Source organism: Rhodopirellula sp. J20-39 (genome assembly GCF_057365095.1).
Genome location: NZ_CP195123.1, coordinates 2,052,896 through 2,079,045 on the forward strand (window position 1 = coordinate 2,052,896; position 26,150 = coordinate 2,079,045).

Sequence of the window (26,150 nt, forward strand, 5' to 3'; positions counted from 1 at the left end):
TTGGTTAGTTGTTAAGGAATCCATCGAGATTCATGATCACGTTGGAGACCACCGTCAACGCAGCGAGCTGTGCAAGTTCGTCACGTTCACCTTTGTCTATCTTTGCGATGTCGACGGATTGCCCGGCCATCTTGGCTGCGTCGCTTAGGTTTTCGCCGTAACGTTCTCGGCAATCGAGATATAGATCGGCGAGGACTTGGATTTGCTGATCCGGTGCCTCGCCAACGAATAACGCACGACGCAAGCCGTAGCCAATCATCTCTTGGATGTTCGCGTCGTTATCGTCCGCTGCGTTCGTCGCGACGGTTTGCTCCTGGGATGCCGTTGAGTCTTGAGCAGATTGTTGGTTCAGCATGCTTTGTGCCAAGCCTCTCGCCGCTTCAATGAATGTGATGTCATTAAGCGTCATGAACGATTGCAATGGCGTGTTGGTCCGTAGTCGTCGCAAGCTACAAACATCGCGGCTGGACATGTCGAAGGTTTCGAACAGCGGGTGGGGTGAGCTGCGTTTTAAGAAGGTGTAGATCGCGCGGCGGTAGCGGTCGTCGCCCTTGCTTTCTTGCCACGTCATGCCGCCAGTGAAGGCGTTAACCACTCGCTTGACTGGACTCGGTGGGTATACCGGTGGGCCGTAAAGATTGTTGGACAGTAAGCCTGCCACCGCGAGTGCTTGGTCGCGGACGACTTCGGCCTGCAAGCGAACTCGTGGGCCTCGCGAAAGCAGACGGTTGCGAGGGTCGATCTCGATTGCTTGAGGGCTGGCTGTTTGAGTTTGTTGGTAGGTTGCCGACGTCACAATCGACTTGATCAACTGATGCGGATCCCAGCCACCATCTCGAAACCGAACCGCCAAATAATCCAGTAGCTGGGGATGGGTTGGTGGTGTCCCCTGAGTGCCGAAGTCTTCTTCCGTTTCGACCAAACCGATTCCCATCAGCCTTGCCCAATACCGGTTAACCGCGACCCGTGCTGTCAACGGATTGTCGTCATCGAAAATCCAGTTTGCCAGACCAAGCCGATCACGTGCGTAGCTTGCGGATTCAGGCAGGAACGCCTTTGGCAAGTTGGCTGACACTTTTTCGCCGTGGCTAAGGTAGTTTCCGCCCAGCATGACAAAGGTTTCGCGTCGTTGTTGATTTGGCTTTTCGGCCATCACGGGAACTCGGACCCGCTGGGCAGCAATCTTTTCCCACTTTCGCAATTCAATTCGGTCGGCGTCCAGGTCGCCGTTGCGATAACGCTCGACGGCGTTGTCGGTGTCGGTGGTAGAAATCCGAAAACAGCCCAGGTTGAGTTTGACCCACGGTGCATCGAAGCGAAGGTAGACGGTGAAGCGAGTGGGCGTTTGAGCGACCAACGGTTCGGCAAGTTCAAAGATGGCTTCGTGGTGATCCGAAAAATCGGTTACAGGATGCCGGACGGACCATCCTTGTTGGTGAGCACCACTTTCAACGGTCTCTTTAATCGCCGTGCGAGGGTGATTGTTGGGTTGGTGATAATCGGCGTCCGCATCGCTGAACATCAATCGTGTGTCAGTGGATTCATCGCTATCGCCATCTTCATGCCGAACAAGCCGGATTTGCGACAAGATGAACGCGCCTTCGTTGCTTCGGCCAAGTTTGCCGTCGTACTTCAGGTGAGGGATGGCTTCCAGGCGAATCGCATTGACGGTTTGGCCGGCAGGCAATTCAAAGGTCATTTGGTAGGTTTCGCGGTGCGGGTTCTTTCCCGTTGCCAAGACGCTGTCGTCGTCATGCAATTCGAATGTTGTTCCCTCTTTGCTATTCATCTCGATAGGACGTTGGTGCGTCCAGATGACAGGTTGGGATGCAACCGATTTGCGAAGTTCGGGTAGCTTTTCGTCCAGCGTTTCTGCCAGTTCTCGATCCCGACGGGGCGGCACGGCTATTTTGGGAGCTTCGTCACGACGATCCGCGTCTTGGCTTTGGTTGAAGTAGTCCAGCAGTTGGTAGTATTCAACGTGGCTGATCGGATCGTACTTGTGCGAGTGACATTCGGCGCAGCGAATAGTTAGCCCCATCCAAGTGTTCAGAGTTGTGCTTAGGCGGTCCTTGATGGCGATCGTACGGAATTCTTCGTCGTTCGTGCCGCCTTCGTTGTTGGAAAGCGTGTTGCGGTGAAACGCGGTGGCAAGCCGTTGGTCGTCCGTCGCATTGGGAAGGAGGTCGCCCGCGATCATTTCGGTCGACATGTCTTTGTAAGACTTGTTTTCAAGCATCGATGCAATCAACCAATCTCGCCACGGCCAGATGTCGCGTTGTTCGTCGCCAGCGTAGCCAACCGTGTCGGCGTAGCGGGCCAGGTCCAGCCACATCGACGACCAGTGTTCGGCGTATGCGGGTGTTTGCAGAAGCTGGTCGACCAAACTCGCGAATCGTTGTTGAGACTGCTGTGTTGATTGGTTCTCGGTCGCGCTCGTTAGGTACTGCTCGATGGCTGCTTGAATCGCATCGTCATGTGCAATCGGTGGTAACCCGGTCAGGTCCAACGACACACGTCGAACTAGAGCATGACGTGACCCGGGTTCGCTTCGATTTAGACCTTTCGACTTCAAGCGTTGGTCGATGAAGTAATCGACCGCTTTGGAATCTTGGTCATGGATTTCGGCCGGGACCTTGGGCAACTCAGGTGGATTGAAAGACCAGTGGCGTTGGTAGTGGCCGCCTTGTTGGATCCACTGACGCAAGATTTCGATGTCCTCGGGGGGCAGCGGATTGGCATGATCCGCTGGCGGCATGCGCATGTCTTCATCGTCTGTCACGATTCGGGCAATCATTTCACTGGCGTCTGGATCGCCGGGCATGACCGCAGCGTAGCCGCCGAAGTCTTCCGTCGCGCCTTCGAACGTGTCCAACCGTAAGCCGGCTTGTCGGTCCTCTTCATCGGGACCGTGGCAAGCGATGCAGTGTCGCGACAGGATCGGACGCACTTGTTCGTTGAAGCGAATGTCACCCGCGTACGTTGGTGACGTGCTTAACGCGCTGCATAAGCACACGAGTGCACTGCATGGAAACAACAGGAAATGGATCTTTCGTTGCATCAAGTCAGTATCCGCTAAAGCAATTTGCAGGGATGAGTTCGCCAGCGAGAGTGGGGACGCAGGCGGGATTCGCAGGCCTTCGGTGGGTAGGAAGGTTTTTTGGGGGCAGGCTTTGCGAAGTTAGGAATGGACATTCAATCTAGCTGGAGAAGGACGCGATAGCTTGCACCGCATTACTAAACCTGTGTAATAAAGCGGCATCGATCGCACGGTTCGCATCGGCGGTTTTTTCCCGTCGGCAGTGCCCGGTGTTCAGTTCAATGGACTATTGGCGGGAAAAGCGTTGTCTTCGATCAATCGATGTTCCCAGCCAGGCGGTTTTTCAGGGCAGCCTAGATTGCTGAAATGGGGCGGTTGGAAAACGGCCAGGCATTGGTGCGAGGCTGGCATCCCGGCCCCCCGCTTTTCAGTCAGGGTCGGTATGAATGGCTTTCTCAAGTCGGTAGAACATTGACGTCGGGAAAACACAGCGCATGCAAGGTTGAGCCGGGGCGTCGTCGGTCCGTGCTTACCGACTGCATTGGTCGTTTTTCCACGGAAAATACAAGTGAATTACACAAACGTGAATTGATTGAAGACCCCAATATGCCCAACGAATTGATTCCGCAGCGTCCTCTCGGCCAAGCTGGCTTCCCCGTCTCGGCCGTCGGTTTTGGTGCTTGGGCACTGGGCGGGCAGTGGGGCGAGCAAAAGGATTCCCAATCGACCGCCGCATTGGAAAAAGCGATCGAGCTTGGCGTGAACTTCATCGACACGGCACCGGGATACGGTGACGGTCGTAGCGAGACCGTGATTGCCGATACTTTGTCACGCTTGCCGGCGAATGTACGAGAGTCCATTCACGTGGCCACCAAGACGCCCCCATCCACCGGGCCCTGGCCGCCGACTCCGTATTGCCGATGGCAGGATCGATATTCGGCCGCCTATATCCGGTCGGACGTCGAGCAGCGATTGAAAAACCTGAACACCGATTGTTTGGATCTGCTTCAGCTTCATTCCTGGACCCGGGCATGGAACGATGACCCGCAACCGTTGCTGGTTTTGCAAAAGCTTCGTGAGGAAGGGAAAATTCGCAAAATTGGGATTTGCACCCCCGAGCAGGACCAGAATTGCGTCATTCAATTGATGCGAGATGGCCTGGTCGACGTCGTCCAGGTGATTTTTAACCTGTTTGAACAAGAACCGGCCGCACAACTTTTGCCGGTTGCCGAAGAGACCGGTACCGGGGTGATTGTGCGAGTGTCGCTGGACGAGGGGGCTTTGACCGGAAAGTACACGGGTGACCACGAATTTCCCGCGGATGACTTCCGTAGCAGCTATTTCGCGGGCGACCGGATGGCTCGTACAGCGGCCCGAGTGGACGAAATTGCCGCGGATTTGAAGGAATTCGGCCTGTCGGACAATTACACGCTGGCGGACGCGGCCATCAAATTTTCCCAGTCTCACTCAGCCGTTTCGACCGTCATTGTCGGGATGCGAAATCCGGAACAGGCGGCCCGGAATGCCGCCGCCGCAACGCTGCCAGGGCTGCCACCTGAACTCTTGCAACGGTTACGACGCCACCAATGGCTACGTGGAGTGTGGTACGGCGGCAAATGAGACTTTCGCTGTCGCCACACTGCGGTATCATCATCGGGCATGACTAAGCATATATTTGTGACCGGCGGCGTTGTTAGTTCGCTCGGCAAAGGTTTGACCAGCGCTTCGATCGGCATGCTCCTTGAGCGTCGTGGATTAAGCGTCCGCATGCAAAAGCTGGATCCGTACATCAATGTCGATCCGGGCACGATGAGCCCGTATCAGCACGGCGAGGTGTACGTCCTGGACGACGGCAGCGAAACCGACCTGGATTTGGGCCATTACGAGCGATTCACGTCCGGCAAGCTGGACCGCGACTGTAATTACACGACCGGCCAGATCTATCTGTCGGTGATTGAAAAAGAACGCAAGGGCCAATTCCTGGGCAAAACGGTCCAGGTCATCCCGCACGTGACCAACGAAATCAAACGTGTGATCAAACGCATGGGCGGCGACGACGTCGACGTCGTGATCACCGAGATCGGTGGTACGGTCGGGGATATCGAAAGCCTGCCGTTCTTGGAAGCAATTCGGCAATTTTCGCTGGACGTCGGACGCGAGAACGTCCTTTACATGCACCTGACCTTGGTGCCGTACTTGAAGGCCGCCGACGAGCTGAAAACCAAGCCGACCCAGCACTCGGTCGGTCAGCTTCGCGAAATCGGGATTCAGCCTGACATTTTGGTTTGTCGCTGCGAGCGTTCGATCAGCCGTGAAGACCGCGAAAAGATTGCGTTGTTCTGCAACGTCAAAACGGAAGCCGTCATCGAAGAAAAGGATAAGGACTTCTCGATCTACGAAGTGCCGATTTCTTTGGTCGACAACAAAATGGACGAGCTGGTTGTCCAAAAGCTCGGGCTAACTGGGGCGGGCAGCCTCGATATGACGCCATGGAATGACCTGTTGCATCGGCTTCGCAATCCACGACACGAGCTTTCCATCGCGGTGGTCGGCAAATACGCCGAGCACAAAGACGCCTACAAGTCGATTTACGAGTCGATTGACCACGCCGGCATGAGCCACGATGCTCAAATTCGCATTGGCCGAATTCAAAGCAGTGATATCGAACGCGAAGGTGCCGAGCGGTTGCTTAGCGGTTATCACGGCATTTTGGTTCCCGGCGGATTCGGCGAACGCGGTGTTGAAGGCAAAGTGCAAGCGATCCAATTCGCTCGCGAACGCGGCATCCCGTATTTCGGAATCTGTCTGGGCATGCAAACGGCCGTCATCGAATACGCTCGCAACGTGATGGGCATGGCTGGAGCTCATTCGACGGAGTTCGACAAGGACACGCCGTACCCGGTGATCTGTCTGTTGGACGAACAACAAAATGTCACCCAAATGGGCGGCACCATGCGTTTGGGTAGCCAGCCATCGCGATTGGTGCCGGGTACCAAGGCACACGCTGCATATGGAGTCGAAGCGGTTGCCGAGCGACACCGACACCGATACGAATTCAATAACGAATACCGAGAGGCGTTCGAAAAGGCAGGCATGACATTCAGTGGGCTCAGTCCTGATGGTGGGCTGGTCGAGGTTGTCGAAATTGAATCGCACCCTTGGTTCGTCGCGGCTCAATTCCACCCTGAATTCAAAAGCAAACCGTTGGCGTCGCACCCGTTGTTCCGTGACTTTGTAGAAGCGTCGATCAAACGACGTCAAAAGCGAGTCACTGATGAAATGGACGCACCCGCCGCCGAAGTGGTCAGTAAGTCCTAGTTTTCAAGCAGATGATCGATCGTGGTCAGGTGCCATGGATCTTTTGTGTTGAACAAAGCGTGCTCGATATCGGTTTCCGAATGAGATTGCTGGCAACGGACGTCACTGGCGGCCCGAATGTACCGTGCTTGGTTGCAAGCGCGGCGGTGAATTTGAACCTAGTGAACTTGAACTAATCGACTGGGCTTCAGGGCCCTCTTCCGTATCTCGAAAGAAACGTCGTCCCCGAACATTAATTCTCTGTTGAAGAGCTTTCATCTGATTGGAAGTTCAAACCAAATGCTCGAGATTCTTTCCGAGCATCCACCACTCAGGAGCGAAGTATCCCCATGACCTCACCTAGTGACAACGAACCTGCACCTAAGATCATTGTTGATTCGGATTGGAAAGAGCAGGTCGCCAAAGAGAAAGAACAACTGGCCGACACGGCGGAAGACGTGGGAACGGATTCCAGTGCTGAGTCAAAGGCCGAAGAGTCCAATGTTGCCGAGTCCAATGTTGCCGAGTCGACTGGCACCGAGGCTTCCGCTAGTGAACAGCGAGCTGATGAAGTGGCCGCTGACGAGTCAGCATCCACGCCGGCAAAGGACCAGCCCGGCTCGGGACCGAAGCTGCCACCGGCTAGTTTCGAAGTGCTAATTTCGATGTTGTTCACGCAAGCGATCTCGGCGTTGGGACAAATGCCAAGTCCCGATGGTAGTCAAACCAAGGTCGATAAACCGATGGCCAAACACACCATCGATACCCTCGAAATGCTCGAGGTCAAGACGAAGGGCAACTTGTCCGCTGACGAATCCAAAATGCTGAACGAAGCCTTGCATGCTTTGCGAATGACTTACGTCGGCGTTCGCGGCTAGGCCGTTTCGGTCTTGAAAACTTTCCGAGCGTTGGTCCTGGCATCCGACCCTGCCGTTGGCGGGTAGCGACGCCGGGACATCACGCTTCTCACCTGCAATGACGCCGATTTCACTCGCCCTTATGAATCTCCAGAGTCCTAACGCGATGCCGAATTTTCGCCCGTTTTGCAAAGCCAGATTGGCGTTGATCGTTCTCGTCTCGCATTGCCTGATTGGCATTGGGATGTCGAGTGAGTCGGTTGCTCAGGAAGAGGCGGCCGATCCGGCGGCAATGGCGATCTATGCCGACGCGGCCAACTTTCAAACCAACGGCGCCGTGGATTTGGCGATCGAGCAGTGGAAGGATTTTTTAGATAAACACCCGCGACATAAGCTGGCACCGAAAGCGGCTCACTACCTAGGCGTGTGTTACATGCAGAGTGATCCGCCACAATTGATCGAGGCGGCGAAGTCGTTTGGTTTGGCGCTGCAGAACAAAGAATACGATTTGCGGGAGGAAAGCCTGTCCAACCGCGGTTGGTGTTTCTACGCCGTTGCGATGGCGAAGGAACAAGTTGACAAGGGGTTCTTGCAAGAGTCCTTGGATGCCTACAAACAATTGTTGAAAGAAAGCCCAAAGACGCGATATCGCGATCGAGCGTATTTCTACAGCGGCGAGTGTTCGTATTCTTTAGGGAAGCCTCAAGAAGCGATCGATTACTACAGCAAGTTATTGCAGTTAAGTGACGCGGATGAGTCTTCACTCCGGTGCGACGCGTTGTACGCCCGCGGCGTGGCTCAGGAAGAATTGAACCAAGGCGATGCGGCGGCAAAGTCTTACCAGCAGTTGCTCAGTTCGTGTGCGGACACGGATTTGGTCGTCGACGTTTTGTTGCGACTTGGTGATTTACAGGTTTCCAGCGGGAAGTTCGACGAGGCAGTCGAGTCGTTTGAAAAGGTCGTTAGCGACCAGTCTGGATTAGCGACCGATGATGACCAGGCATATGCGATCTTTCGCCAAGCTTATTCGTTAGTCCGGTTGAAGAAGCCGGATGAGGCCGCAAAGCGATATGAAAATCTGGTCGCAGATTTTCCCGAATCTCGGTACACGTCGGCAGCGATGTTGGCCGCCGCGCAAACCCGCTACCAGGCTGGTGACATTGCCTTAGCGGCCGATGGGTTTCGCCGGGTGTTGACCGAAGACGATCCCGTGGCCAGTACCGAAGCGGCACACTGGTTGGCAAGGATCGACCTCACGGCCGCAGCGGCCTCGCCGGAAGGATCAGACGCTCGAAAAGAGGCTGCTCAATCGGCGTTCGATGTGGCATCACGCCAGATCAAGATTGGTGCGGAGGGACAGTATCAATTGAACCTCGAACTCGACGCGGCGGAGGCGTTGTCGTTTCTTCCCGAACGACTTGAAGAAGCACTGCAGCGTTTTGAAAAGGCTGCGAACCTATCGCCGACATCGCCGCTTGCTCCGCGAGCGATTTACAACGCTGCATTCACCGCACTGGCACTGGCGAAACATGAAAAGGCACAACAGCTTGCCGATGATTTTATGCGTCGATTTGCTAGCGATCCGCTCGCCCCCGACGCTGAGTTCATCAGCGCTGAAGCACGTATGCTGGGTGGGAATCCTTCCGAAGCTTCCGCTCGATACACCGCGTTGGTTGAAAAGGCGGAATACCAGTCCAATCCACAACGTCCGATGTGGATTTTGAGAGGTGCGGCTGCGTTGACGGCTGCTGAAAAGCCCGCCGATGCGATCGCGTTAATTACCCGGAACCTGGACTCGCTGAAGACTCCGGCGTTGAAGGCGGAAGCGTTGTTGTTGCAAGGACAAGCGGAACTGCAAACGGGTGACACGGCGAAAGCGGCCGAGACGTTTAAGGCGAGCCGGACGGCTGATCCCAGTTGGGCTCGCAGCGATGAAGCTTTCTTGTTGGCTGGCAACGCTCAAGCGGCATCAGGAAACCAAGAAGCGGCTGCAGGGATTTGGAAGGAACTGGTAAGCAGTTCGCCAAAGTCCAAGATTGCCGCTCAAGCAGGATACAAGTTGGGACAAGCTGCGAGCGATGCCGGTGATTTCGAGGAGGCGATCAAGCGTTTCGATCCCGTGCTCGCCGACCGACGCGATCCGGCGTTGGTTCCGTTTGCAATGTACGGCAAAGGTTGGGCTGAGATTCAACTGGAACGCTACGCACCGGCGGTGCAAACGCTGGACGCGGTCACCAAAGAATTTCCCCAGCATGCGATCTATGACGACGCCTTGTTGGCTCGTGGTATCGCGAAGCGAAACTTGAAACAGAACGATGCCGCACGAGAAGACCTGCAAAAGTTCTTGGATACCAAACCGGATGGGATCCATCTCGGTCATGGCTTGTACGAATTATCGCTAGTCGAACAGAACGTCGGCAATTCCAAAGCTGCTGCCGAAATGCTTTCGCGTTTGTCCAGCGAAGTGCCTGACTATCCCGGCATGGACAAGGTGCTCTACGAGCTCGGTTGGTCGTTGCGTGAATCCGGTGATGAGGCTGGGGCGATCAAGCAATTTGAATCCTTGATGCAGCAGTATCCCGACAACACGATGCTTGGCGAAGCCGCGTACTTCGTTGGCCAGAAGTATTACGGCGATGAAAAGTGGGATGTGGCAGCCAACGCGTTCTCGGTTGCGGTTGAAAAAGCTCCGGGGCCAGACTTGCTCGAAAAGTCGCTCTATCGCTTGGGCTGGTCTTATTTCAACGCCGGTAATTATCCGGCCGCGGAAGCCGTGTTTGTTCGTCAGTTTCGCGAGGCCGGTGATGGCGAGTTGATCTTGGATGCCATGATGATGGTGGGCGAATCAAGGTTCAAGCAAGATCGGTTTTCCGATGCGTTGCGAGCGTACGGCAAAGCTCGCGAAAAGATTCAGGCGGATAACGATACTGGAAAGACTCTTCGCGACGGCGCTGAGCGTCAGGTGCGTGAGTTGACGCTGTTGCATGGCGGACAAGCGGCCGCCCAAATGAAGCAGTGGGACGATGCGATCGGCTGGTACGATGAACTGCGAGAACGCTTCCCGGCGACGACTTATTTGCCTCAGGTTTTCTACGAAACCGGTTTTGCTTATCAGCAGGCGGGCAATGAAGAGCAAGCTTTGAAGTTGTACAGCCAAGTGGCGGACAACTATCGCAATGTGCTAGCTGCACGGGCTCGATTTATGATGGGTGAGATCTATTTTACCCAAAAGGAATTCTCCAAAGCGATTCCGGAATTCCAACGCGTGATGTTTGGTTTCGGGGCTGAAAAAGCGCCCGAAGACATTAAAAATTGGCAGGCCAAGAGCGGTTTTGAAGCAGCCCGCTGTGCGGAATTGCTGGTCGATTCTGCTCAAACGGAGTCCGCCAAAAGCAAGGCACGCGGCTATGCGGTGAAGTTCTACCAATACGTCGTCGACAAACACCCCAACCATGAACTGTCAGCCAAGGCTAGTGAACGACTTCGTTCGTTGCAGGCTTGATGATAAACTGTCCGCTGAAACACGGCTCCGAATTTTGAAAACGAAAGTTTACGCATGACTTTTTTCTCGTCCGTCACCAAACGAATCACTGGGCCCGTTTCCCAGGATCGTTTGAGTCCCCGCACGAGCGTATGGGCGTTAGGCCTTGCGATGGCGTTGGTGCTTTCGATCATGGGAATGCCGGGGGGATGGCAATCGCCTCTGTCGGCCCAGGATACCGCGGAAGCTCAGGATACCGCGGACGACGTGATCGTCGACGCTGCTGATATTGAATCGGTGATGAACGAAGCGCCTGACGAAGGCCAGCAACTCGGCAGCGACCAACCTTCGGGCATCGATCTGTTGTCGCTGATTTCACGAGGCGGTTGGTTCATGTTGCCAATCGGCTTGATGAGCATGCTGGTGGTGACGCTGACGATAGAACGATCGCTTTCCCTGCGAACTCGCAAGATTATTCCGCCGGAACTTGTCGAAGAGTTGGGTGGACTTGTCGCGAATCAGGACCACTTCCCGCCAGCGACCGCATACGAAGTTTGTCAGGAGAATCGCTCGCCGGCTGGACGCGTGATTGCATCGATGTTGATGCGGACCGGACAACCGCTTGGCGAAATCGAACGTGCGGCTACTGAAACGATTCAGCGTGAAGCGGATCGCTATGCCGCGCCCGTTCGCTGGTTGACCTTGGCCGCCGCCGCGACCCCGTTGATGGGATTGCTAGGCACCGTTTGGGGAATGATTGTGGCGTTCCATCAGTCCAGTACGTTGACAGCGGACCGAAGCCGTAGCGAGCAGTTATCCGAAGGGATTTATACTGCTCTGGTAACGACGCTGGCAGGTTTGGTGGTCGCCATTCCAGCGGCGATCTTCGCTCAGTATCTAGAGAACCGAATCACCAAATTGTTCCAACGAATCGAAGAGCTGGCTTTTGTCGTCGCGCCGGGCTTGGTGCGATTCACTGGGCGATCGAAGCTCGACATTGACGGCAACTTGCGAACGATCGACGGTGCCGCTCCGCCGCCGGTCGGATCGATGCCACCGATCGATGGGCAACACGCCAATGGTTCGCCTGCACCTCCGCCAGTGGTTTCGAACTGATGGCTATTGAACTGAAACGATCGAACATCGCCGGCACGCTGAGTTTGACGCCATTGATTGATGTGGTGTTTTTGCTGCTGATCTTTTTCCTCGTGACCAGCGAGTTTGAAGATGAGGAGCGGCGGCTTGATATCGTGCTGCCGTCAGCAACCAGTGCGGTGCCGATGACCAGCAAACCACGCGAGGTCGTCGTCGATATCGATGAAACTGGCAAGATCTACATGCGTGGCAAGGTGACGCCGATGGAGGAGCTGGAAGAGTTGCTCAAGAAGGCGGTTGCTAATAATCCGACCAATCAAACCGTTGTGATTCGGGCTGACCAATCGGCCAGCTTCCAGCCGGTTGTGAACGTGATGGACGTTTGCAATCGCACCGGAGTCAGTGACTACAGCGTGACAACGAAAGACGGCCCTTCGGGCTGACCGATTTTAGTGAAACGGCTGGCGGGAGCCTTTCACTGTTCCTTTTCAACAACCCGACTCGAGCTCGTATTCGTTCGTCTGCACTTCGTTTTTTGTTCAGAATCGAATCCTCGTTGCTCGTACTGCAATTCGCTCGAACTTCGAACCGCTTTACTCGTTACTCATCGCTCTCTTTGTGACAACGTCTAGCCCGCCACCGCCTCCACCTTCGGCCAACCCATTGTTGCCGCTCGAAGAAATGGAAATCGACCAAGCCGAAAGGATGTGGCCGCTCGATGTGGGCATGACCGCGCTAGGCGGGTTGGTGCTGTACATGGTGCTGACGAACTTCGCGTTCGATGATCCGCGTTGGCTGTACAACGCGTGGACGTATTTGATTTTGGTGCCGCTGATCACCGTTGCGATCTCCGCGACGCTGCACCTGATCGCATCGCGATACGTCCAAAAGTCGGTTCAGGTAGGCTTCTTGTTCAGCACGATCGTGCACTTGTTGTTGTTGATCTTGGCGATCCGGTGGGTCATTTTTCCACACTACTTCCCCGAAGCATTCGCAGGGGTGAAGCCCGACCGATCTCCCATTCGCAAGACGGTCCCTGAATACCTATTTCAAAAGCCAACGGAAACCAAATCCGCGACGCCGGATTGGTCTCAACCCGTCGACGCGGAAACCACTTCACGGGTGATCCCACGCGAAGAGCGACAGCTTCCTCCGGTTCAGCGTTCGGCGCCACGGTTGGAAATGCCACAGCCAAGCCAGCCGCAACAGAACACGCCGCAGAAGTTTTTGATGAAGCGGCCTGAGCCGGTCGCATCGCAGCCGAAACCGGCTGACTCGCCATCGAAATTGGCGCGTCGTCGAGTCCAGCGTGATGCTCCGTCGGTCGTAAGCGAAGCGGCTCCTGAAGCTCCGGCTGTGGCACCGACTCCGATGCCTGCCGCGGAAGTCGCGCGGGCTGAAAAGGCAAACGAACCGCGTCGGCCGCGACGCCAGCGAAGCAAACCGTCAATGTCGATCGCGGCCACGGCTCCGGATTTGCCAAAACTTGATCCAACCCCATCACCGACGCCAGCGATTCGTAAGCTTGCCGATTCGATGCCTCAGGTGGGATCGTCCGGTGTCGCTCGCGATCGAAGTCAGCGTCGTCGTACCGAGCGAGCCGCGCCGGCGGGATCGGCTCCCGCCCCGCCAACCGTTGCAGTGGCAAAGCTGGATGTGGGCGCCGAGCGAATGCTGGTTCCCCTGGACACTCCGATGCAGCGTCGTAGCGAAGCGGTCGGTGCACAAATCTCAGCCGCGCCGTCGGAGACGCCCTCGCCGAGTGTCAGTAGCGAGGAATCCGATTCCACTGGTGATCTGCCGCAGCGTAGCGAGCTGGCATCAATGGCGGGCATGCCACAGCCCAAGATGGAAGACTACGGTCGACCTCGTTCGACGCGTCGTCGTGGTCGAGGCGGTCAAGGCCAAGCCGCTGGCGATGCTCCCGATGTGGGTGCGATTTCTGAAATGATGGCCGACGCAGCGGATGCGAACGGGGATGCCGGTGAAGAGGACGAGGAATTGTCCGCGATGGCGAAACGTGATTTGGAGGTCGAGCGTTCCAGCACAACTTCCGAATCGAACTTGCCGGAATTGTCAGCGTCGGCGGATCCGGTCTTCGAACTGGATGCTCCCGATGGTCCAGTGGGGTTAGCCAAGCGTTTCACTGAAAAAGCGGGGATGGTACCATCCGAAGAGCCTGTCGAAATGGCTTCGATGGATATGAAGCGGGATCCCAGACCACGCCGTGAAGTGGGTGGTCCCGTCACTCCGGCCGGCATGGCTGTCGCCGCGGTTGAGCAATTCAGTCGTCGTGTCCAGCGAACCAATGGTGGTGCTGCTCCTGCACCGGCAGGCATGGTGGGGCCGGCTACGGAAGAAGCGATCGAGTTAGGGCTCGCTTATCTTGCGTCGATTCAAAACCCCGACGGAAGTTGGTCGCTGCAAGGACATGGGGAAGACGTTTTGCTGCGTAGCGATACGGCGGCAACGGGAATGTGTCTTTTGGCGTTCCAAGGCGCTGGCTACACCCACCGCCAGCATCAATATGCCGCGGTGGTGGCCAAGGGTCTCGAATTTTTGGTTCGGAATCAGAAAACCAACGGGGATCTGTATCGGCTCGAAAACCCTGTCAGTGACGCCAACGTCGCTTTGTATTCCCATGGTATCGCTGCGTTGGCGATGAGTGAAGCTTACGGCATGACCCAAGACAGTGAGCTCCGTGAACCGGCCCAGATGTGCTTGAACTTCATCGAGGCCACGCAGCATTCACGTCGAGGCGGTTGGCGTTACACGCCGCAGGTAAGTAGCGATACCAGCGTGACCGGTTGGATGATGATGGCGCTGAAGAGTGGTGATTTATCCGGGCTGGAGGTTTCGTCAGATACGTACAAAGGGATCGAGCGATGGTTGGGGCTCGCCAAGGTCAGTCCGACTCGCCGTGACTTGTACGTCTACAACCCGTTTGCACCCAACACGCCCGAACAGGCTCACGGACGTAAAGCGACGCCGACCATGACAGCGGTTGGTATTCTGATGCGAATGTATACGGGATGGAGTCGTGACAATCCTGACATGCAATCGGCGGCGGAATACATTTTGAAATACCCGCCGAGTGTGGGCACGCGGCGAGTTCCCGAACGCGATACCTATTATTGGTATTACGCGACCCAAGTGATGTTCCACATGGGCGGTGATTATTGGGACCGATGGAATCGTTATCTGAATCCCGTTTTGATCGACAGCCAAATCAAACGTGGTCCGGAAGCTGGAAGTTGGGATCCCGAGTTTCCGGTTCCCGATCGTTGGAGCCCGCACGGTGGGCGGTTGTACGTTAGCGCGATGAATCTTTTGAATTTGGAAGTCTACTACCGCCATTTGCCCATCTATGAAGAGACCGCGGGCGAATGATTCTTGCTGATGTCTAGTCGCCACCCTCGCCGTTTGATGGTTGCACTGGGGTATCTTTGGGCTTCACCCAATACGCTTTTGGCGCTGGCAATTGGCTTGCTTTTGGGCGGACGTTTTCAAGTCGTCGAAGGAGTGGTCGAAATCCACGGCCGACATATCGCCCGGATCTTGAAGCGACTGCCTAACCCGGCGGCCGCGATGACGATCGGGCATGTGGTTTTGGGCCAGACGACTCACTTGTTGGATGTGACACGACTTCACGAACGAGTGCACGTTCGGCAGTACGCTCGATGGGGGCCTTTCTTTTTACCCGCCTATCTTCTGGCATCCGGCTTTCTTTACGCCATCGGTCGCGATGGCTATCGCGAAAATCCTTTCGAGGTCGAAGCCTTCGCCGTCGACGACTTGCGGTAACCGGCGTTCACCACACTGCGGTTACTGTGTGTGCGAGTCGGTTCTGTGCGCGTGAGCCATCTCAATCGATTGGGAGGCCAGTGGTTCGTCAAAAGTCGCGGTTGAGTGTGTGTGTGCTGTTCAGTCGTGCATCTGCTTAAGTGGTGCGATGAGCGGAAAATGCGTGTGCTGGCGTTTTTGATTGGTTATAGTTTTCCCGCACCTCTTTCGGTCGGGCAACGAAGGCCTGGGCAGTAGCGAGCGGATTGAGTCCTCTCGGTTGACGACCGTTACCTTCAACTCGCCTTTTGCCCGCTTCAAAATTCGTTCGATTCACCACGCCATTCATAGGAACATTGATGCGTTTCTCCCCCGTTTTTACGCGTGTTGTCACGCTCGTTGCGGTCGCTCTATTGTCATTTGCTAGCCAAGTTTCGGCGCAATCAAAATCCAACTATGACGTTATTGTTTACGGCGGTACCAGTGCTGCCGTCACGACGGCCGTGCAGGTCAAACGTATGGGCAAGTCGGTTGCCATCGTGTGCCCCGAAAAACATTTGGGTGGTCTGACCTCCGGTGGTCTGGGATGGACCGATTCGGGCGATAAGTCGGTTATCGGAGGCTTGAGTCGCGAATTCTATCAACGCGTCTGGCAACACTATCAGTCGCCCGAGGCGTGGACTTGGCAGAAGCAGTCCGACTTTGGCGATGCGAATCAAACGATATCCAAGAACGATCCAAGCGATTCAGCGATGTGGGTTTTTGAGCCTCACGTTGCGGAAGGCATTTTTGAGGCTTGGGTCGAGGAAAATGAGATTGATGTGTTTCGTGATCAGTGGATCGACCGAGCTCCGTTGGAGGATCCGTCCGGGAAGCAAACCGTTCGGGGCGTCAGTTGTGACGGAAAGCGAATTACCTCGATTCAAACGATCGATGGCACGGTCTATTCAGCCAAGATTTTTGTCGATGCGACCTATGAAGGTGATCTAATGGCCGCCGCAGGAGTGGACTTCCATGTTGGTCGCGAAGCGAATTCTGTCTATGACGAACAATGGAATGGTGTTCAGGTCGGGGTTTTGCACCACAAGCATCACTTCACCGAGCCCACCGATCCTTATCGGACGCCCGGAGATCCCAGCAGCGGATTGTTGCCGCGGATCAGTGCGGAAGATCCGGGGAAGCGTGGCGAAGCCGACCACCGGATTCAGGCTTATTGCTTTCGGATGTGTTTGACCAACGTCGCCGAAAATCGGATCCCGTTTGCGAAACCCGAAGGCTACGACCCAGATCAATACGAATTGTTGCTTCGTGTTTTCGATTATGGCTGGCGAGAGCAGTTCAGGAAATTTGACCGCATGCCTAATGGGAAGACCGACACGAACAATCACGGTCCTTTCAGTACCGATAACATCGGGATGAACTATGACTACCCCAACGGCAGTTACGAACGTCGACGCGAGATCATCGCGGAACATGAACTTTATCAGAAAGGTCTGATGTACTTCATGGCGAATGACCCACGCGTCCCTGAAGAAGTTCGCGAGGCGATGTCGAAATGGGGGCTACCGAAGGATGAGTTTCTCGACAACGGTGGCTGGTCGCATCAGCTCTATATACGCGAAGCTCGCCGGATGATCGGCGAATACGTGATGACGGAAAACGATTGTTTCGGCAAACGGAGCACGCCGGATTCGGTTGGTATGGGATCGTACACTCTGGATTCCCACAACACTCAGCGATACGTCAAACCCGATGGTACGGTGCAGAACGAGGGCGACATCGGCGTTCATCCGCACCGTGCGTATGAAATTGCCTATGGTTCGATCGTTCCCAAGCAGGCCCAGTGCGAAAACTTGCTGGTCCCGGTTTGCGTCTCATCGAGCCACATCGCGTTCGGCTCGATTCGCATGGAGCCCGTCTTCATGATCTTAGGTCAATCCGCCGGTACCGCCGCCTGTTTAGCGATTGACGACGGGACGCCAGTTCAAAAGGTGAGCTATGACACGCTCAAGAAAAAACTTTTGGAAGACGGGCAAGTTTTAGTGAAAGCAAGCAAAGCGTCAGAGTGAGGCTCGGTAAGCGTTCGGCAATCCGGTTGCCCGTTGCGTCATCAACGTGATGGGCTTCGGATCGCCGGTCACATGATTGGGTGATGGCTTAATCTAGGTCCCAAGCTCATCAGAAGCCCCAAGCTCACCAGGTTGGTGAGCTTGTTGGAGCTTTGAGGATTACCGCTGCGGTTTGCTCATCAATAACTTGTAGTGCCCGTTGCCTAACAAGTCGTCGAGTCGTTCACGTAGTTGTGGGGTGATGTCGACACGGAACTTGTTGGCTTTGAAGTGGAGTGTTTCCCCTTCCTGCAAAGCCATCGAGAGCAGCAGTTCCTTGTTGCCGGGGTACCCACGAACAATTTCACGGACCTTGGAGATCGTGTTTTCGTCGTGGTCAGCTTCGTCCAGACGAATTCGCATCCCGTGGGTGAAGCGGGTGTCCAGTTCGTCCAGTGGTGTCAGTTCGTCAATGATCAAGTTGACTTCATCACCACCGCCCCGGCGGTCGACTTTGCACTTCGCCAGCACAACGGCGTCCGGCTGAATCCGTTCGCCGCAAACGGCAAAGCCCTTGGGCCAACAGATGCAGCGAACGTTGCCTTGCATGTCTTCGAGATCGAAGTTGGCGTACTTGCTGGGGTTACCCGGCTTCGGGTTTTTAGTGTGAGCGATTTTGATGCTGCTGATCATGCCGCCCATGATCACTTCGTCGCGGTCCTTGCATTCGGCCAGCGACGCAGTTGTGTGCGTGCGGAAGGTCGATAGCTTGGGTTCGAACTCGGCGAGCGGGTGGCTGTGCAAGTAGAAGCCCAATACCTCTTTCTCGGCCAGCAGCTTTTCGCGGTCCGGCCACTCTTCGATATCCGGTAGCGGCACGGCGGGACTCGCTTCGCTGCCGCCGTCGGCTTCTTCCTCTTCGTCGAACGCCCCGAACAGGCTGGCCTGTCCTGACTTTTTGTCGGCTTGGACTTTGGCACCAGCCTGCATCGCACGTTCGATGATTGCCGCCAGTTGGCTTCGTTTACAGCCAAAACTGTCGAACGCACCTGCCTTGATCAGTGTTTCGATCGAGCTGCGGTTACAATCGTGTGGGTCGACGCGTTCACAGAAATCGAAGATGTCCTTGAACGGTCCGTTCTTCTTGCGTTCCTCTTCGATGCTGATGGCGGTCGAACCACCACACGCTTTGATCGCCGACAGTGCGAACGGGATCTTGCCGTCCAGCACGCTGAAGTCGGCCGCCGAGGTATTGACGTCCGGTGGAATGACCTCGATTTCCATCCGGTCGCAATCTTCCATGTGCTCGACGAGAGCGTCTTTGCGTTTGAAGTTACGCCCCGAGATATCACTGGACAGCAACGCCGCCATGAACTCGACGGGGTAGTGTGCTTTCAGGTAAGCCGTTTGGTAGGCAACCAACGCGTACGCGGTCGAGTGCGACTTGTTGAAACCGTACCCGGCGAACTTAACGATCAGATTCCAAATGTCCTCGGCATCTTTTTCAGCCAGACCGTTTTTGACTGATCCCTCGATAAAGACGTCGTGGTTGGCATCGATCAATGCCTGTTTCTTTTTACTAATCGCCTTAATACACGTGTACGCTTTGGCCAGCGGCACGTCACCGAGGCGGTTGAGAATCCGCATCACCTGTTCTTGGTAGACCATGATCGAGTTGGTCTCTTCCAAGATCTCTTTCAAGACCGGGTGCTTGTACTCCGGCTGTTGTCGACCGTGCTTAATATTGACATAGTCGTCGACCATCCCGCCTTCGAGAGGTCCCGGGCGGTACAACGCTGCGGTCGCGATAATGTCATTGAACGTGTCGGGCTTCATCCGTTGCAACAAGTCTCGAATTCCGCCGGACTCGAGCTGGAAGACTCCCTTCGTTTCACCGCGTTGCAGCAGCTCATAAGACGGTTTGTCGTCCAGCGGGAACTTCAGCGGGTCGATTGTTTCGCCCGTGGTTTCCTCGACCAGCTTGACCGTTCGTGAAAGGATCGTCAGGTTGCGCAGACCCAGGAAGTCCATCTTCAGCAAGCCGGACGCTTCCACGTCGACCATCGCCCACTGGGTAATCACATCCTGCTTACCAGGCACGCGTCCCAGCGGAACGTATTCCGTCAGCGGTTTGTCGGCGATCACAACCGCCGCCGCGTGGGTGCCGACGTTGCGGGCCAGGCCTTCGATCTTCATGGCCAAGTCGAGCAGTTCCCGGATTTCCGGATCACCGTCGTACGCCATCTTCAGGTCGGCGCTCTTTTCCAGAGACTTTGAAATGGTGATCTTCAGCTCATCGGGCACCAGTTCGGTGATCTGGTTGACTCGCGAAAGCGGGATACCGAGGGCGCGCCCGGTGTCCTTGATCGCCGCTTTCGCCGCCAAGGTTCCGAACGTTCCGATCTGGCAAACCATGTCGCTGCCGTAACGTTCTTTCACATAGTCGATGACCTCGATTCGACGTTCTTTTTCGAAGTCGATATCGATATCTGGTGGCTCGGTTCGGGATTCGTCGAGGAATCGTTCGAACAGCAAGTCGTATCGCAACGGACACACGTGCGACATGTAAAGGGCGTAACAAACAATCGCCCCCACACCGGAACCCCGGGCCGTTGCGCTGATGCCAATGTCGCGAGCGTGGTTGACAAAGTCCCAAACGATCAAGAAGTACGTCGGGTATCCGAGCTTTTCGATAACGTCGAGTTCGCGATCCAGGCGAGCCACCACTTCGTCGGACAGTTTTCCGTCGATGATGCGTTCGTCGTCACCTTCGTACCGCTCCATCAATCCCTGTTCGCATAACTCACGCAGGTATTGCAGCGGCGTCTTTTCATCGGGGCACGGGAAGCTGGGGAAGAAGTACTTGTTGAATTCCAGTTGGATATCAACCGTGTCCGCGATCTCTTGGCTGCGCACACAGGCGTCTTCCAAGCCAGGAAACTTCTCGTACATCTGGTCGGGGCTACGAAGGAAGAACTGGTCGTTCTCCATCTTCATCCGTGTGTTATCCGTTCGGAAACGGCCCGTGTTGATGCACAGCATGATGTCCTGTGCTTCGGCGTCTTCTTGGTTGACGTAGTGGCAATCACTCGTCGCGACCAAGGGCAGCCCCATGCGTTTGGCGATCTCCACGGCACCCTCGAGTTGTTGCCGCTGAATTTCGACATCATTGTTCATGATCTCGATGAAGTAGCGGTCACCGAAGACTTTGTGGAACCAGCCCGCAATGTTGCGAGCTTCGGTTTCGTGTTCCTTGGTATCGATGCCCTTCAGAATGGCTCGGCTAAACTCGCTGCTGACACAACCGGACAAACAGATAATGCCTTCGTTGTACTTTTCCAGAATCTCTTTATCGATTCGTGGTTTGAAATAGAACCCTTCCAAAGAAGCCGCGGATGCGAGCTTGATCAGGTTCTTAAACCCGGTCCGGTTTTTGGCGAGCAAGGTCAGGTGGTAGCTAGCCGCTTTGGAACTGCGGGCACCGCCTTTGTCGAATCGGCTACCGGGCGCGATGTAGGCTTCGTAGCCGATGATCGGGTTCACCCCGGCGTCTTTCGCCTTTCGATAGAACTCGCACGCACCGTGCAGGTTGCCGTGATCCGTCAGCGCCAGCGCGTTCATCCCATGCTCGACGGCTCGGTTGACCAGCTTGCCAATGTCGCCGGCTCCGTCGAGCAGCGAATAGTGGCTGTGGCAGTGCAGGTGAGTGAAGGGCCGTGCCGCCTTGGGTTCCTCCGGCATTTCCGTGGCGGCTTGGATGTTCATGTCGGGAGCAATGATTGCGTTGGACATCGCGAAACAGATCCTTCAAAAGTGCGATTGAATAGAGAATCTTTGGGATCCGTGCTGGTGGGAAACGGCGGATCCGAAGTGAGCAAGATTCAGAGGAATTCAGTAACTAGATTAGCAGCAGGGGACGCGGCTGTTCAGAGGCCTGATCGGAGCCCCCACCGGCGGAACCGGTGGAGCAGCGTCGAGCTTTGATTCGAACGTACGGGGGGACAAATCGGGCACGATCCGCAAACGTATTGATCGCCGGGCTGGCCTCGGCGTGCATGGGCTCGCGTAAATCTTCGATCACAAATCCTGATCGACACAGCCCGCCGATCAGGTCTTCCCAGCGATGCAGGAATTCAGTCGCGCCGGGTTCACGCAACCGGCGAGAAACGGCATCTGAGTTGGCGGGTGGCGGCACCGGGGTGTCACGATAATAGGCGTGATGCAATTGGTAGTTGCCGTGCTGGCGACCGATTGACGTTTGCAAACTAGTGGGCGATTTGTGTTGGCTGATGTACAAGCCACCGGCTCGCATGACGGTGGCGACCTGGCGATAAACGGCCACTATGTCAGGCAGGTAACACGTGCTAACGGGATGGACGACTAGATCAAAATCGGCCCCGGCGAGCATCGATAGGTCGTCCATGGACCCTTCGATCAAACGGGGCGAGAAGCCTCGACGGCGGGCCGCTTGACGGTCCAGTTCCAGCATCGCAGGACTGAGGTCCACCACCGTTACCTCGGCTCCGGCGGCCGCGTACAGGCAACTTTGCCGGCCCCCGCCGCCGGCCAGGCAGAGCACCTTCCAGCCGTGGATATTGCCGCCGAGCCAATTGATCGAGTCGACCGTTTTCAGCGGGTTGGCTAGTTCTTCGTCCGAGACAATTCGGCAAAGTGGGGCGTCGGCGGCGGTCATTTTCTGGTAACAGAGCCGATTGGCCCGTAACACTGATTCTCGATCCATGTTCAAAATGACCGGATTTGCTCGATGCGTTTAATAGAAACGGCGGGCCCTTACGGGGGGAAAACCGCCTAAATCTGCTCCTCTACACGATCAGAGTCGAGGATTGCAGGGCATTTCCGCTATTTTAGGAACTTTTGAGTACATCACCGCATCCCAGGTTTTGCCGATTGGCATGGATTGCCCGTTTGGCCTAAAAACCTTTGTAACCGCACGGATGTGCCGCGTCGACTCGTGAAACTTGTCGATGCGTCCTGATCTTGAGACCCGACAGTTATGTCAGTTCCGACACCCGATATCGAACAGCTTCTCAGCGACCATCTGGATGGATGGCTCGAGGGTGAACACTTGGAATTCATCGAAGCCAAGTTGCGGGACGATTCTGCCGTTCGGGCTCAGTACGAATCGATGTTGGCCGATCGCGAATCGTTGCGTGAGGTGGCCCGGCAAGCGATGCCTGGATTGCCCAAAGATTTCGCAGCCCAGGTTGTGGCGCTCGCGAACCAGCGACGTGCGGATCAGCAGGGCGTTGGCGAAAGCCGAATCGATGAAATCGCACCGACAGTATTCTCAGGCACGACATACCCAGGCACGGCATACCCAGTCGCGACGCAGCGAACCAGCAATTGGAACAAGAAGCTTTGGGTTGGGGCGTTGGTCACCACCGCGGCCGCGGTCGTGGCAGTAGCTTCCGTGGCAACGCGAGATACGGGGACCCCTGGAACGCTCGCGCAAAACGAAACACAAGAGATCATCCCTGGTGGTGAGTTCAGCGGTATTGAAGCCAATGATGCTAAGGCCGCGCTCGCAGTTGCGGAACCGTTTTCGAATGAGCCATCGCTCTCTTCCGAAGCGATTGAGCCAATGTCGATCGCGGATGTTTTGCCGACTGCGGATATGCCCTCGCTAGCGGCGCGGCAACCGGCGACCCAGTCGGATCGGATGGAAGAGCCAACCGCGCAGCCTGATGTTGCGTCCGATCTGGAACAGATTGCCTCAGCAGTCGATTCGAAGAATGACCTAGCTGCTGATCCAGGAACGGTTGCCGCGGCCGGTATGCCGTCGGCTGGATCCGTATCGCTGTCGCAACCCGAGGATCAGTTTTTTGCTGGTGCCGTTTTGGTTTACGACATTAAGTTGACGACCGCGGGACGAGTCAGCCGATCGGTCAACAAAGCGATGGATCTTGTGGGGATGGCGGAAACGACTCGGCAACCGATCGATCGAGCACTGGTGGAAGCGGCCGAGTCGGTGGAATCGCTTGATGGTGAGTCCAAGTTTCAAATCTTGTATCTGCGAGCTTCGGCGAAGAAGCTGGATCGCTTGTTCGACACATTGTTGAACGATCGTGAAGGTGTGGAGTCGGTAGGGTTGTCCTTGGTGACGGATTCGCCCATTTTGAAAATCACCGATAATCTGGAAAAGATCGATCCAACTGAAGTTCAGCACGATGGTTTCGTTGCCTCCACGGGTGAAAACGAACGAGCCGTCAGTCTTGAATTGCAGTCAGGCCAAGAGAATGATTTGGCGGTGTTGCGGCGGTTGTTGGACGATAAGACGTTTATGCCAATGACACGCCAAGGTCTTTCGATGGGCACCGCTGCGGCGGGTTCAGGGCGTGATATCTTGAGCCGAGTCTTGGTGATCATTCGCTGAAAACGTTGGCGAATATCAGCTAAGTACGGGCGTCCCCGGTCTGGGGCATCGCATGATGGTGTGACAAAAGGTTAGGATTTGAAGATCTTTCACCTGCTGTCGGCCCCTCTTTTTGCGAAAACAAATACCCGTGACGGACTCGGAACTGGATGAACAGCAAACGCCCGACGAGTTGTTTCGCACTGCGGTTGTCGTCGAAGGAGGCCTAGGTGCACTGGCCTTGCTGGCGGGCTATCTAATTGGCCCAAGTGCTCGCGAGCTGGTTCCAACCACACAGCAGTGGGCGGCGATCGTCGGCGGAATCGGTATCGGAATTGTAGCCACGATTCCGCTGTTGCTCTTCATGAGCGTGCTGCGGCGGATCAAACACCCTGCTATCGAAAAGTTAGACGAGCTGAGTGATCACCCGATGATCGGGTTGATGTTGAAGCTGAATGGTTGGGAACTGCTCGCGATCAGCCTTTGTGCCGGTGTTGGCGAGGAGTTACTGTTTCGCGGTTGGCTGATGCCATTCTTGGCAAATCTGTCCGGTGAGTTCATGTCACCGGGGCTGGAAGGACTGTCGTTACTGCCAGCGGATTCATCGATTGATCGTCCTTGGTGGGCATGGGGCGGGTTTGCGGCCCAGGTTGCCTTGCACCCGGATGCGAACGCCACTTGGATAGAACAGTTCCAGCTATGGTGGACGACGACCCAGGGATGGCCCATGGTGATCGCGTTGATCGGTTCGTCGGTTATGTTTGGCTTCGTCCACCCAATGACGAAGTTGTACATCTTCGTAACGGGCGTGATGGGATTCTATTTCGCAGTGTTGTTAGTCTTGTCCGGCAATCTATTGATTCCGATCGTCGCACATGCTCTATACGACGCGGTTCAGTTGTGGTCGGCGGCGTCGGAAGCCAAATCGACCGGAACTGCATCCTCCTGAGTGAAGTCCCGGTACAGGGCTTCAGTGTCGGTGGCAGTTGTAGGGACGGTGACGAGCTTAGCAAGTTTGCCTACGGCCAAACTTCCGAAATCGCTTTCTCTGTCCAATGCGATGGCGCCGCTTAAGGTTGCCATCGTTAGGACTTGATGCGGGGCTAAGTCTTGACGTTCGTTCAGCAACCACTGAACTTCACCCCACAGGTTCAAATCGGGATTGCTTGCCCGGGAATCAGTCCCCAAAGCAACGTTGATCCCAGCGGCGAGTAACCGGTCCACGGGGTGTGGGCGATGACGGAAAAAATAATGGGTGCGTGGGCAATAGACGACGCTTAGCTGGGGATGTTTTTGTAATTCAGCAATTTCGTTGGCTTGCAAGTCATTGCCGTGGACAAGCATCGCGGATGGAGCGGTTGCCAGAAGCCGAATGAGTGACTCGATGGGCGACGCACTGGAAAGTGAGCCGGATTCCTGCATCGAGCCGGAGTCCTGTTTCCACGGAAAGAAGTGATCCGGTTGAAGTCCGAAGCTGCGTAAGCGATCCGCGAACGGGCCATTGCCGCGTTCAAGGAGTTCTCGTTCGGCTGGCGATTCGGCGACATGCATTGCCAGCCCGCACGAGTACTGCTGAGCCATCGCAACGCATTGTTCAATCACCGCAGGTGGCGTGGAGTACGGAGCATGTGGACTGATTCCACCGCTTCGTCCGTATTCCTTTAGATGAGCCTGGGCAAGTTCAAGTTTGTGGCTCGAACGCTCCGAAGTCAGACCGAGCGTTTCGGCAAAGGCCACAACCTCGGCGGTACCGTACCACTGATCCGAAGTCGCTACCGATACTGGCCACGGGGTTGTCGCGATCTCACCAATCAGCACGGTGCCCGTGCGTGAGCATTCGTTGAGCCCTTGCCGAATGATGGATTCCGGGGTGGACTTGTCCGGGTGTTGGTTACCTTGCCTGGCGGCGATCACTTCGGCGATCCAGTCGGAAAGTTCCATGCCCGGTGTGCCGATCGGTTTCGCTTGATCGCTGAACTCCAGGTGTGTGTGCGCGTTAACCAATCCCGGCAAGATCGCAACATCGCCCAGGTCGACGACGTTGAACGCACTCAGGGTGGATTCGTTGACACGGCCTGTTTTTGCGATGCGTCCCTCACGGATTTCGAGGTATCCGTTTTCAATGGGATCGCTCGCAATGGGGACCAGCCATTTCGCTCGAATAATCTGATGCATC

The 26,150-nt window shown here is 55.7% G+C and carries 15 protein-coding genes; 11 read left to right on the forward strand and 4 right to left on the reverse strand.

Annotation, left to right across the window (positions count from 1 at the left end; genetic code table 11):
* Positions 1-4: 4 nt before the first annotated feature.
* A complete protein-coding gene (locus ACR3ZL_RS07385; protein WP_486173334.1) occupies positions 5-3,061 on the reverse strand; it encodes a PSD1 and planctomycete cytochrome C domain-containing protein in 3,057 nt (1,018 codons plus the stop codon).
* 585 nt (positions 3,062-3,646) lie between these two features.
* On the opposite strand from ACR3ZL_RS07385, the gene ACR3ZL_RS07390 reads away from it, so the two are divergent.
* The 9 genes from ACR3ZL_RS07390 (at position 3,647) to ACR3ZL_RS07430 (ending at position 17,622) form a co-directional block, all read left to right on the forward strand.
* Positions 3,647-4,660: an aldo/keto reductase gene (locus ACR3ZL_RS07390; RefSeq protein ID WP_486173335.1), complete on the forward strand. Its 1,014-nt coding sequence runs from the start codon at positions 3,647-3,649 to the stop codon at positions 4,658-4,660.
* Between the two features lie 39 nt (positions 4,661-4,699).
* Entirely contained in the window at positions 4,700-6,358 is a 1,659-nt protein-coding gene (gene pyrG, locus ACR3ZL_RS07395) for a CTP synthase (RefSeq protein ID WP_473648520.1), read from the forward strand.
* A 329-nt stretch (positions 6,359-6,687) separates the two neighbouring features.
* A complete protein-coding gene (locus ACR3ZL_RS07400; RefSeq protein WP_473648519.1) occupies positions 6,688-7,215 on the forward strand; it encodes a DUF1844 domain-containing protein in 528 nt (175 codons plus the stop codon).
* A 145-nt stretch (positions 7,216-7,360) separates the two neighbouring features.
* Positions 7,361-10,696, forward strand: a complete 3,336-nt coding sequence (locus tag ACR3ZL_RS07405; protein WP_473648518.1) for a tetratricopeptide repeat protein — start codon at positions 7,361-7,363, stop codon at positions 10,694-10,696.
* Between the two features lie 150 nt (positions 10,697-10,846).
* Complete coding sequence (locus ACR3ZL_RS07410; protein WP_473653374.1) at positions 10,847-11,791, forward strand: MotA/TolQ/ExbB proton channel family protein; 945 nt, start codon at positions 10,847-10,849, stop codon at positions 11,789-11,791.
* Positions 11,791-12,213, forward strand: coding sequence for an ExbD/TolR family protein (locus tag ACR3ZL_RS07415; RefSeq protein ID WP_473648517.1), 423 nt, complete (start codon positions 11,791-11,793; stop codon positions 12,211-12,213). Before ACR3ZL_RS07410 ends, ACR3ZL_RS07415 begins: the two co-directional genes overlap by 1 nt.
* Before the next feature lie 262 nt (positions 12,214-12,475).
* The gene (locus tag ACR3ZL_RS07420) at positions 12,476-15,160 is read left to right on the forward strand and encodes a hypothetical protein (RefSeq protein ID WP_486173573.1); all 2,685 of its coding nucleotides are present in this window, start codon (positions 12,476-12,478) and stop codon (positions 15,158-15,160) included.
* Positions 15,161-15,169: 9 nt separating this feature from the next.
* The gene (locus ACR3ZL_RS07425; RefSeq protein ID WP_473648514.1) at positions 15,170-15,574 is read left to right on the forward strand and encodes a hypothetical protein; all 405 of its coding nucleotides are present in this window, start codon (positions 15,170-15,172) and stop codon (positions 15,572-15,574) included.
* Positions 15,575-15,912: 338 nt separating this feature from the next.
* Positions 15,913-17,622: an FAD-dependent oxidoreductase gene (locus ACR3ZL_RS07430; RefSeq protein ID WP_473648513.1), complete on the forward strand. Its 1,710-nt coding sequence runs from the start codon at positions 15,913-15,915 to the stop codon at positions 17,620-17,622.
* Positions 17,623-17,781: 159 nt separating this feature from the next.
* On the opposite strand, the gene dnaE is transcribed toward ACR3ZL_RS07430, so the two are convergent.
* Complete coding sequence (dnaE, locus tag ACR3ZL_RS07435; RefSeq protein ID WP_486173336.1) at positions 17,782-21,393, reverse strand: DNA polymerase III subunit alpha; 3,612 nt, start codon at positions 21,391-21,393, stop codon at positions 17,782-17,784.
* A 106-nt stretch (positions 21,394-21,499) separates the two neighbouring features.
* Positions 21,500-22,294, reverse strand: a complete 795-nt coding sequence (locus ACR3ZL_RS07440; protein ID WP_473653373.1) for a class I SAM-dependent methyltransferase — start codon at positions 22,292-22,294, stop codon at positions 21,500-21,502.
* Positions 22,295-22,615: 321 nt separating this feature from the next.
* Here ACR3ZL_RS07440 and ACR3ZL_RS07445 point away from each other — a divergent pair, with 321 nt between their 5' ends.
* Both ACR3ZL_RS07445 and ACR3ZL_RS07450 read left to right on the forward strand, forming a co-directional pair.
* Positions 22,616-23,995, forward strand: a complete 1,380-nt coding sequence (locus ACR3ZL_RS07445; RefSeq protein WP_473648512.1) for an anti-sigma factor family protein — start codon at positions 22,616-22,618, stop codon at positions 23,993-23,995.
* 130 nt (positions 23,996-24,125) lie between these two features.
* Positions 24,126-24,923, forward strand: coding sequence for a CPBP family intramembrane glutamic endopeptidase (locus tag ACR3ZL_RS07450; protein ID WP_473648511.1), 798 nt, complete (start codon positions 24,126-24,128; stop codon positions 24,921-24,923).
* On the opposite strand, the gene ACR3ZL_RS07455 is transcribed toward ACR3ZL_RS07450, so the two are convergent.
* The gene (locus ACR3ZL_RS07455) at positions 24,869-26,149 is read right to left on the reverse strand and encodes an amidohydrolase family protein (RefSeq protein WP_473648510.1); all 1,281 of its coding nucleotides are present in this window, start codon (positions 26,147-26,149) and stop codon (positions 24,869-24,871) included. The two genes, ACR3ZL_RS07450 and ACR3ZL_RS07455, sit on opposite strands and share 55 nt — an antisense overlap.
* Position 26,150 lies beyond the last annotated feature (1 nt).

Excerpts from the sequence above, each read along its gene's own strand:
- ACR3ZL_RS07455 (WP_473648510.1), bottom strand. The coding sequence starts at position 26,149 with ATGCATCAGATTATTCGAGCGAAATGGCTGGTCCCCATTGCGAGCGAT.
- ACR3ZL_RS07400 (WP_473648519.1), top strand. The coding sequence starts at position 6,688 with ATGACCTCACCTAGTGACAACGAACCTGCACCTAAGATCATTGTTGAT.
- ACR3ZL_RS07440 (WP_473653373.1), bottom strand. The coding sequence starts at position 22,294 with ATGACCGCCGCCGACGCCCCACTTTGCCGAATTGTCTCGGACGAAGAA.
- ACR3ZL_RS07445 (WP_473648512.1), top strand. The coding sequence starts at position 22,616 with ATGTCAGTTCCGACACCCGATATCGAACAGCTTCTCAGCGACCATCTG.
- ACR3ZL_RS07430 (WP_473648513.1), top strand. The coding sequence starts at position 15,913 with ATGCGTTTCTCCCCCGTTTTTACGCGTGTTGTCACGCTCGTTGCGGTC.
- ACR3ZL_RS07425 (WP_473648514.1), top strand. The coding sequence starts at position 15,170 with ATGTCTAGTCGCCACCCTCGCCGTTTGATGGTTGCACTGGGGTATCTT.
- ACR3ZL_RS07415 (WP_473648517.1), top strand. The coding sequence starts at position 11,791 with ATGGCTATTGAACTGAAACGATCGAACATCGCCGGCACGCTGAGTTTG.
- ACR3ZL_RS07410 (WP_473653374.1), top strand. The coding sequence starts at position 10,847 with ATGGCGTTGGTGCTTTCGATCATGGGAATGCCGGGGGGATGGCAATCG.
- ACR3ZL_RS07420 (WP_486173573.1), top strand. The coding sequence starts at position 12,476 with ATGTGGCCGCTCGATGTGGGCATGACCGCGCTAGGCGGGTTGGTGCTG.
- ACR3ZL_RS07385 (WP_486173334.1), bottom strand. The coding sequence starts at position 3,061 with ATGCAACGAAAGATCCATTTCCTGTTGTTTCCATGCAGTGCACTCGTG.
- pyrG (WP_473648520.1), top strand. The coding sequence starts at position 4,700 with ATGACTAAGCATATATTTGTGACCGGCGGCGTTGTTAGTTCGCTCGGC.
- ACR3ZL_RS07390 (WP_486173335.1), top strand. The coding sequence starts at position 3,647 with ATGCCCAACGAATTGATTCCGCAGCGTCCTCTCGGCCAAGCTGGCTTC.
- ACR3ZL_RS07405 (WP_473648518.1), top strand. The coding sequence starts at position 7,361 with ATGCCGAATTTTCGCCCGTTTTGCAAAGCCAGATTGGCGTTGATCGTT.
- dnaE (WP_486173336.1), bottom strand. The coding sequence starts at position 21,393 with ATGTCCAACGCAATCATTGCTCCCGACATGAACATCCAAGCCGCCACG.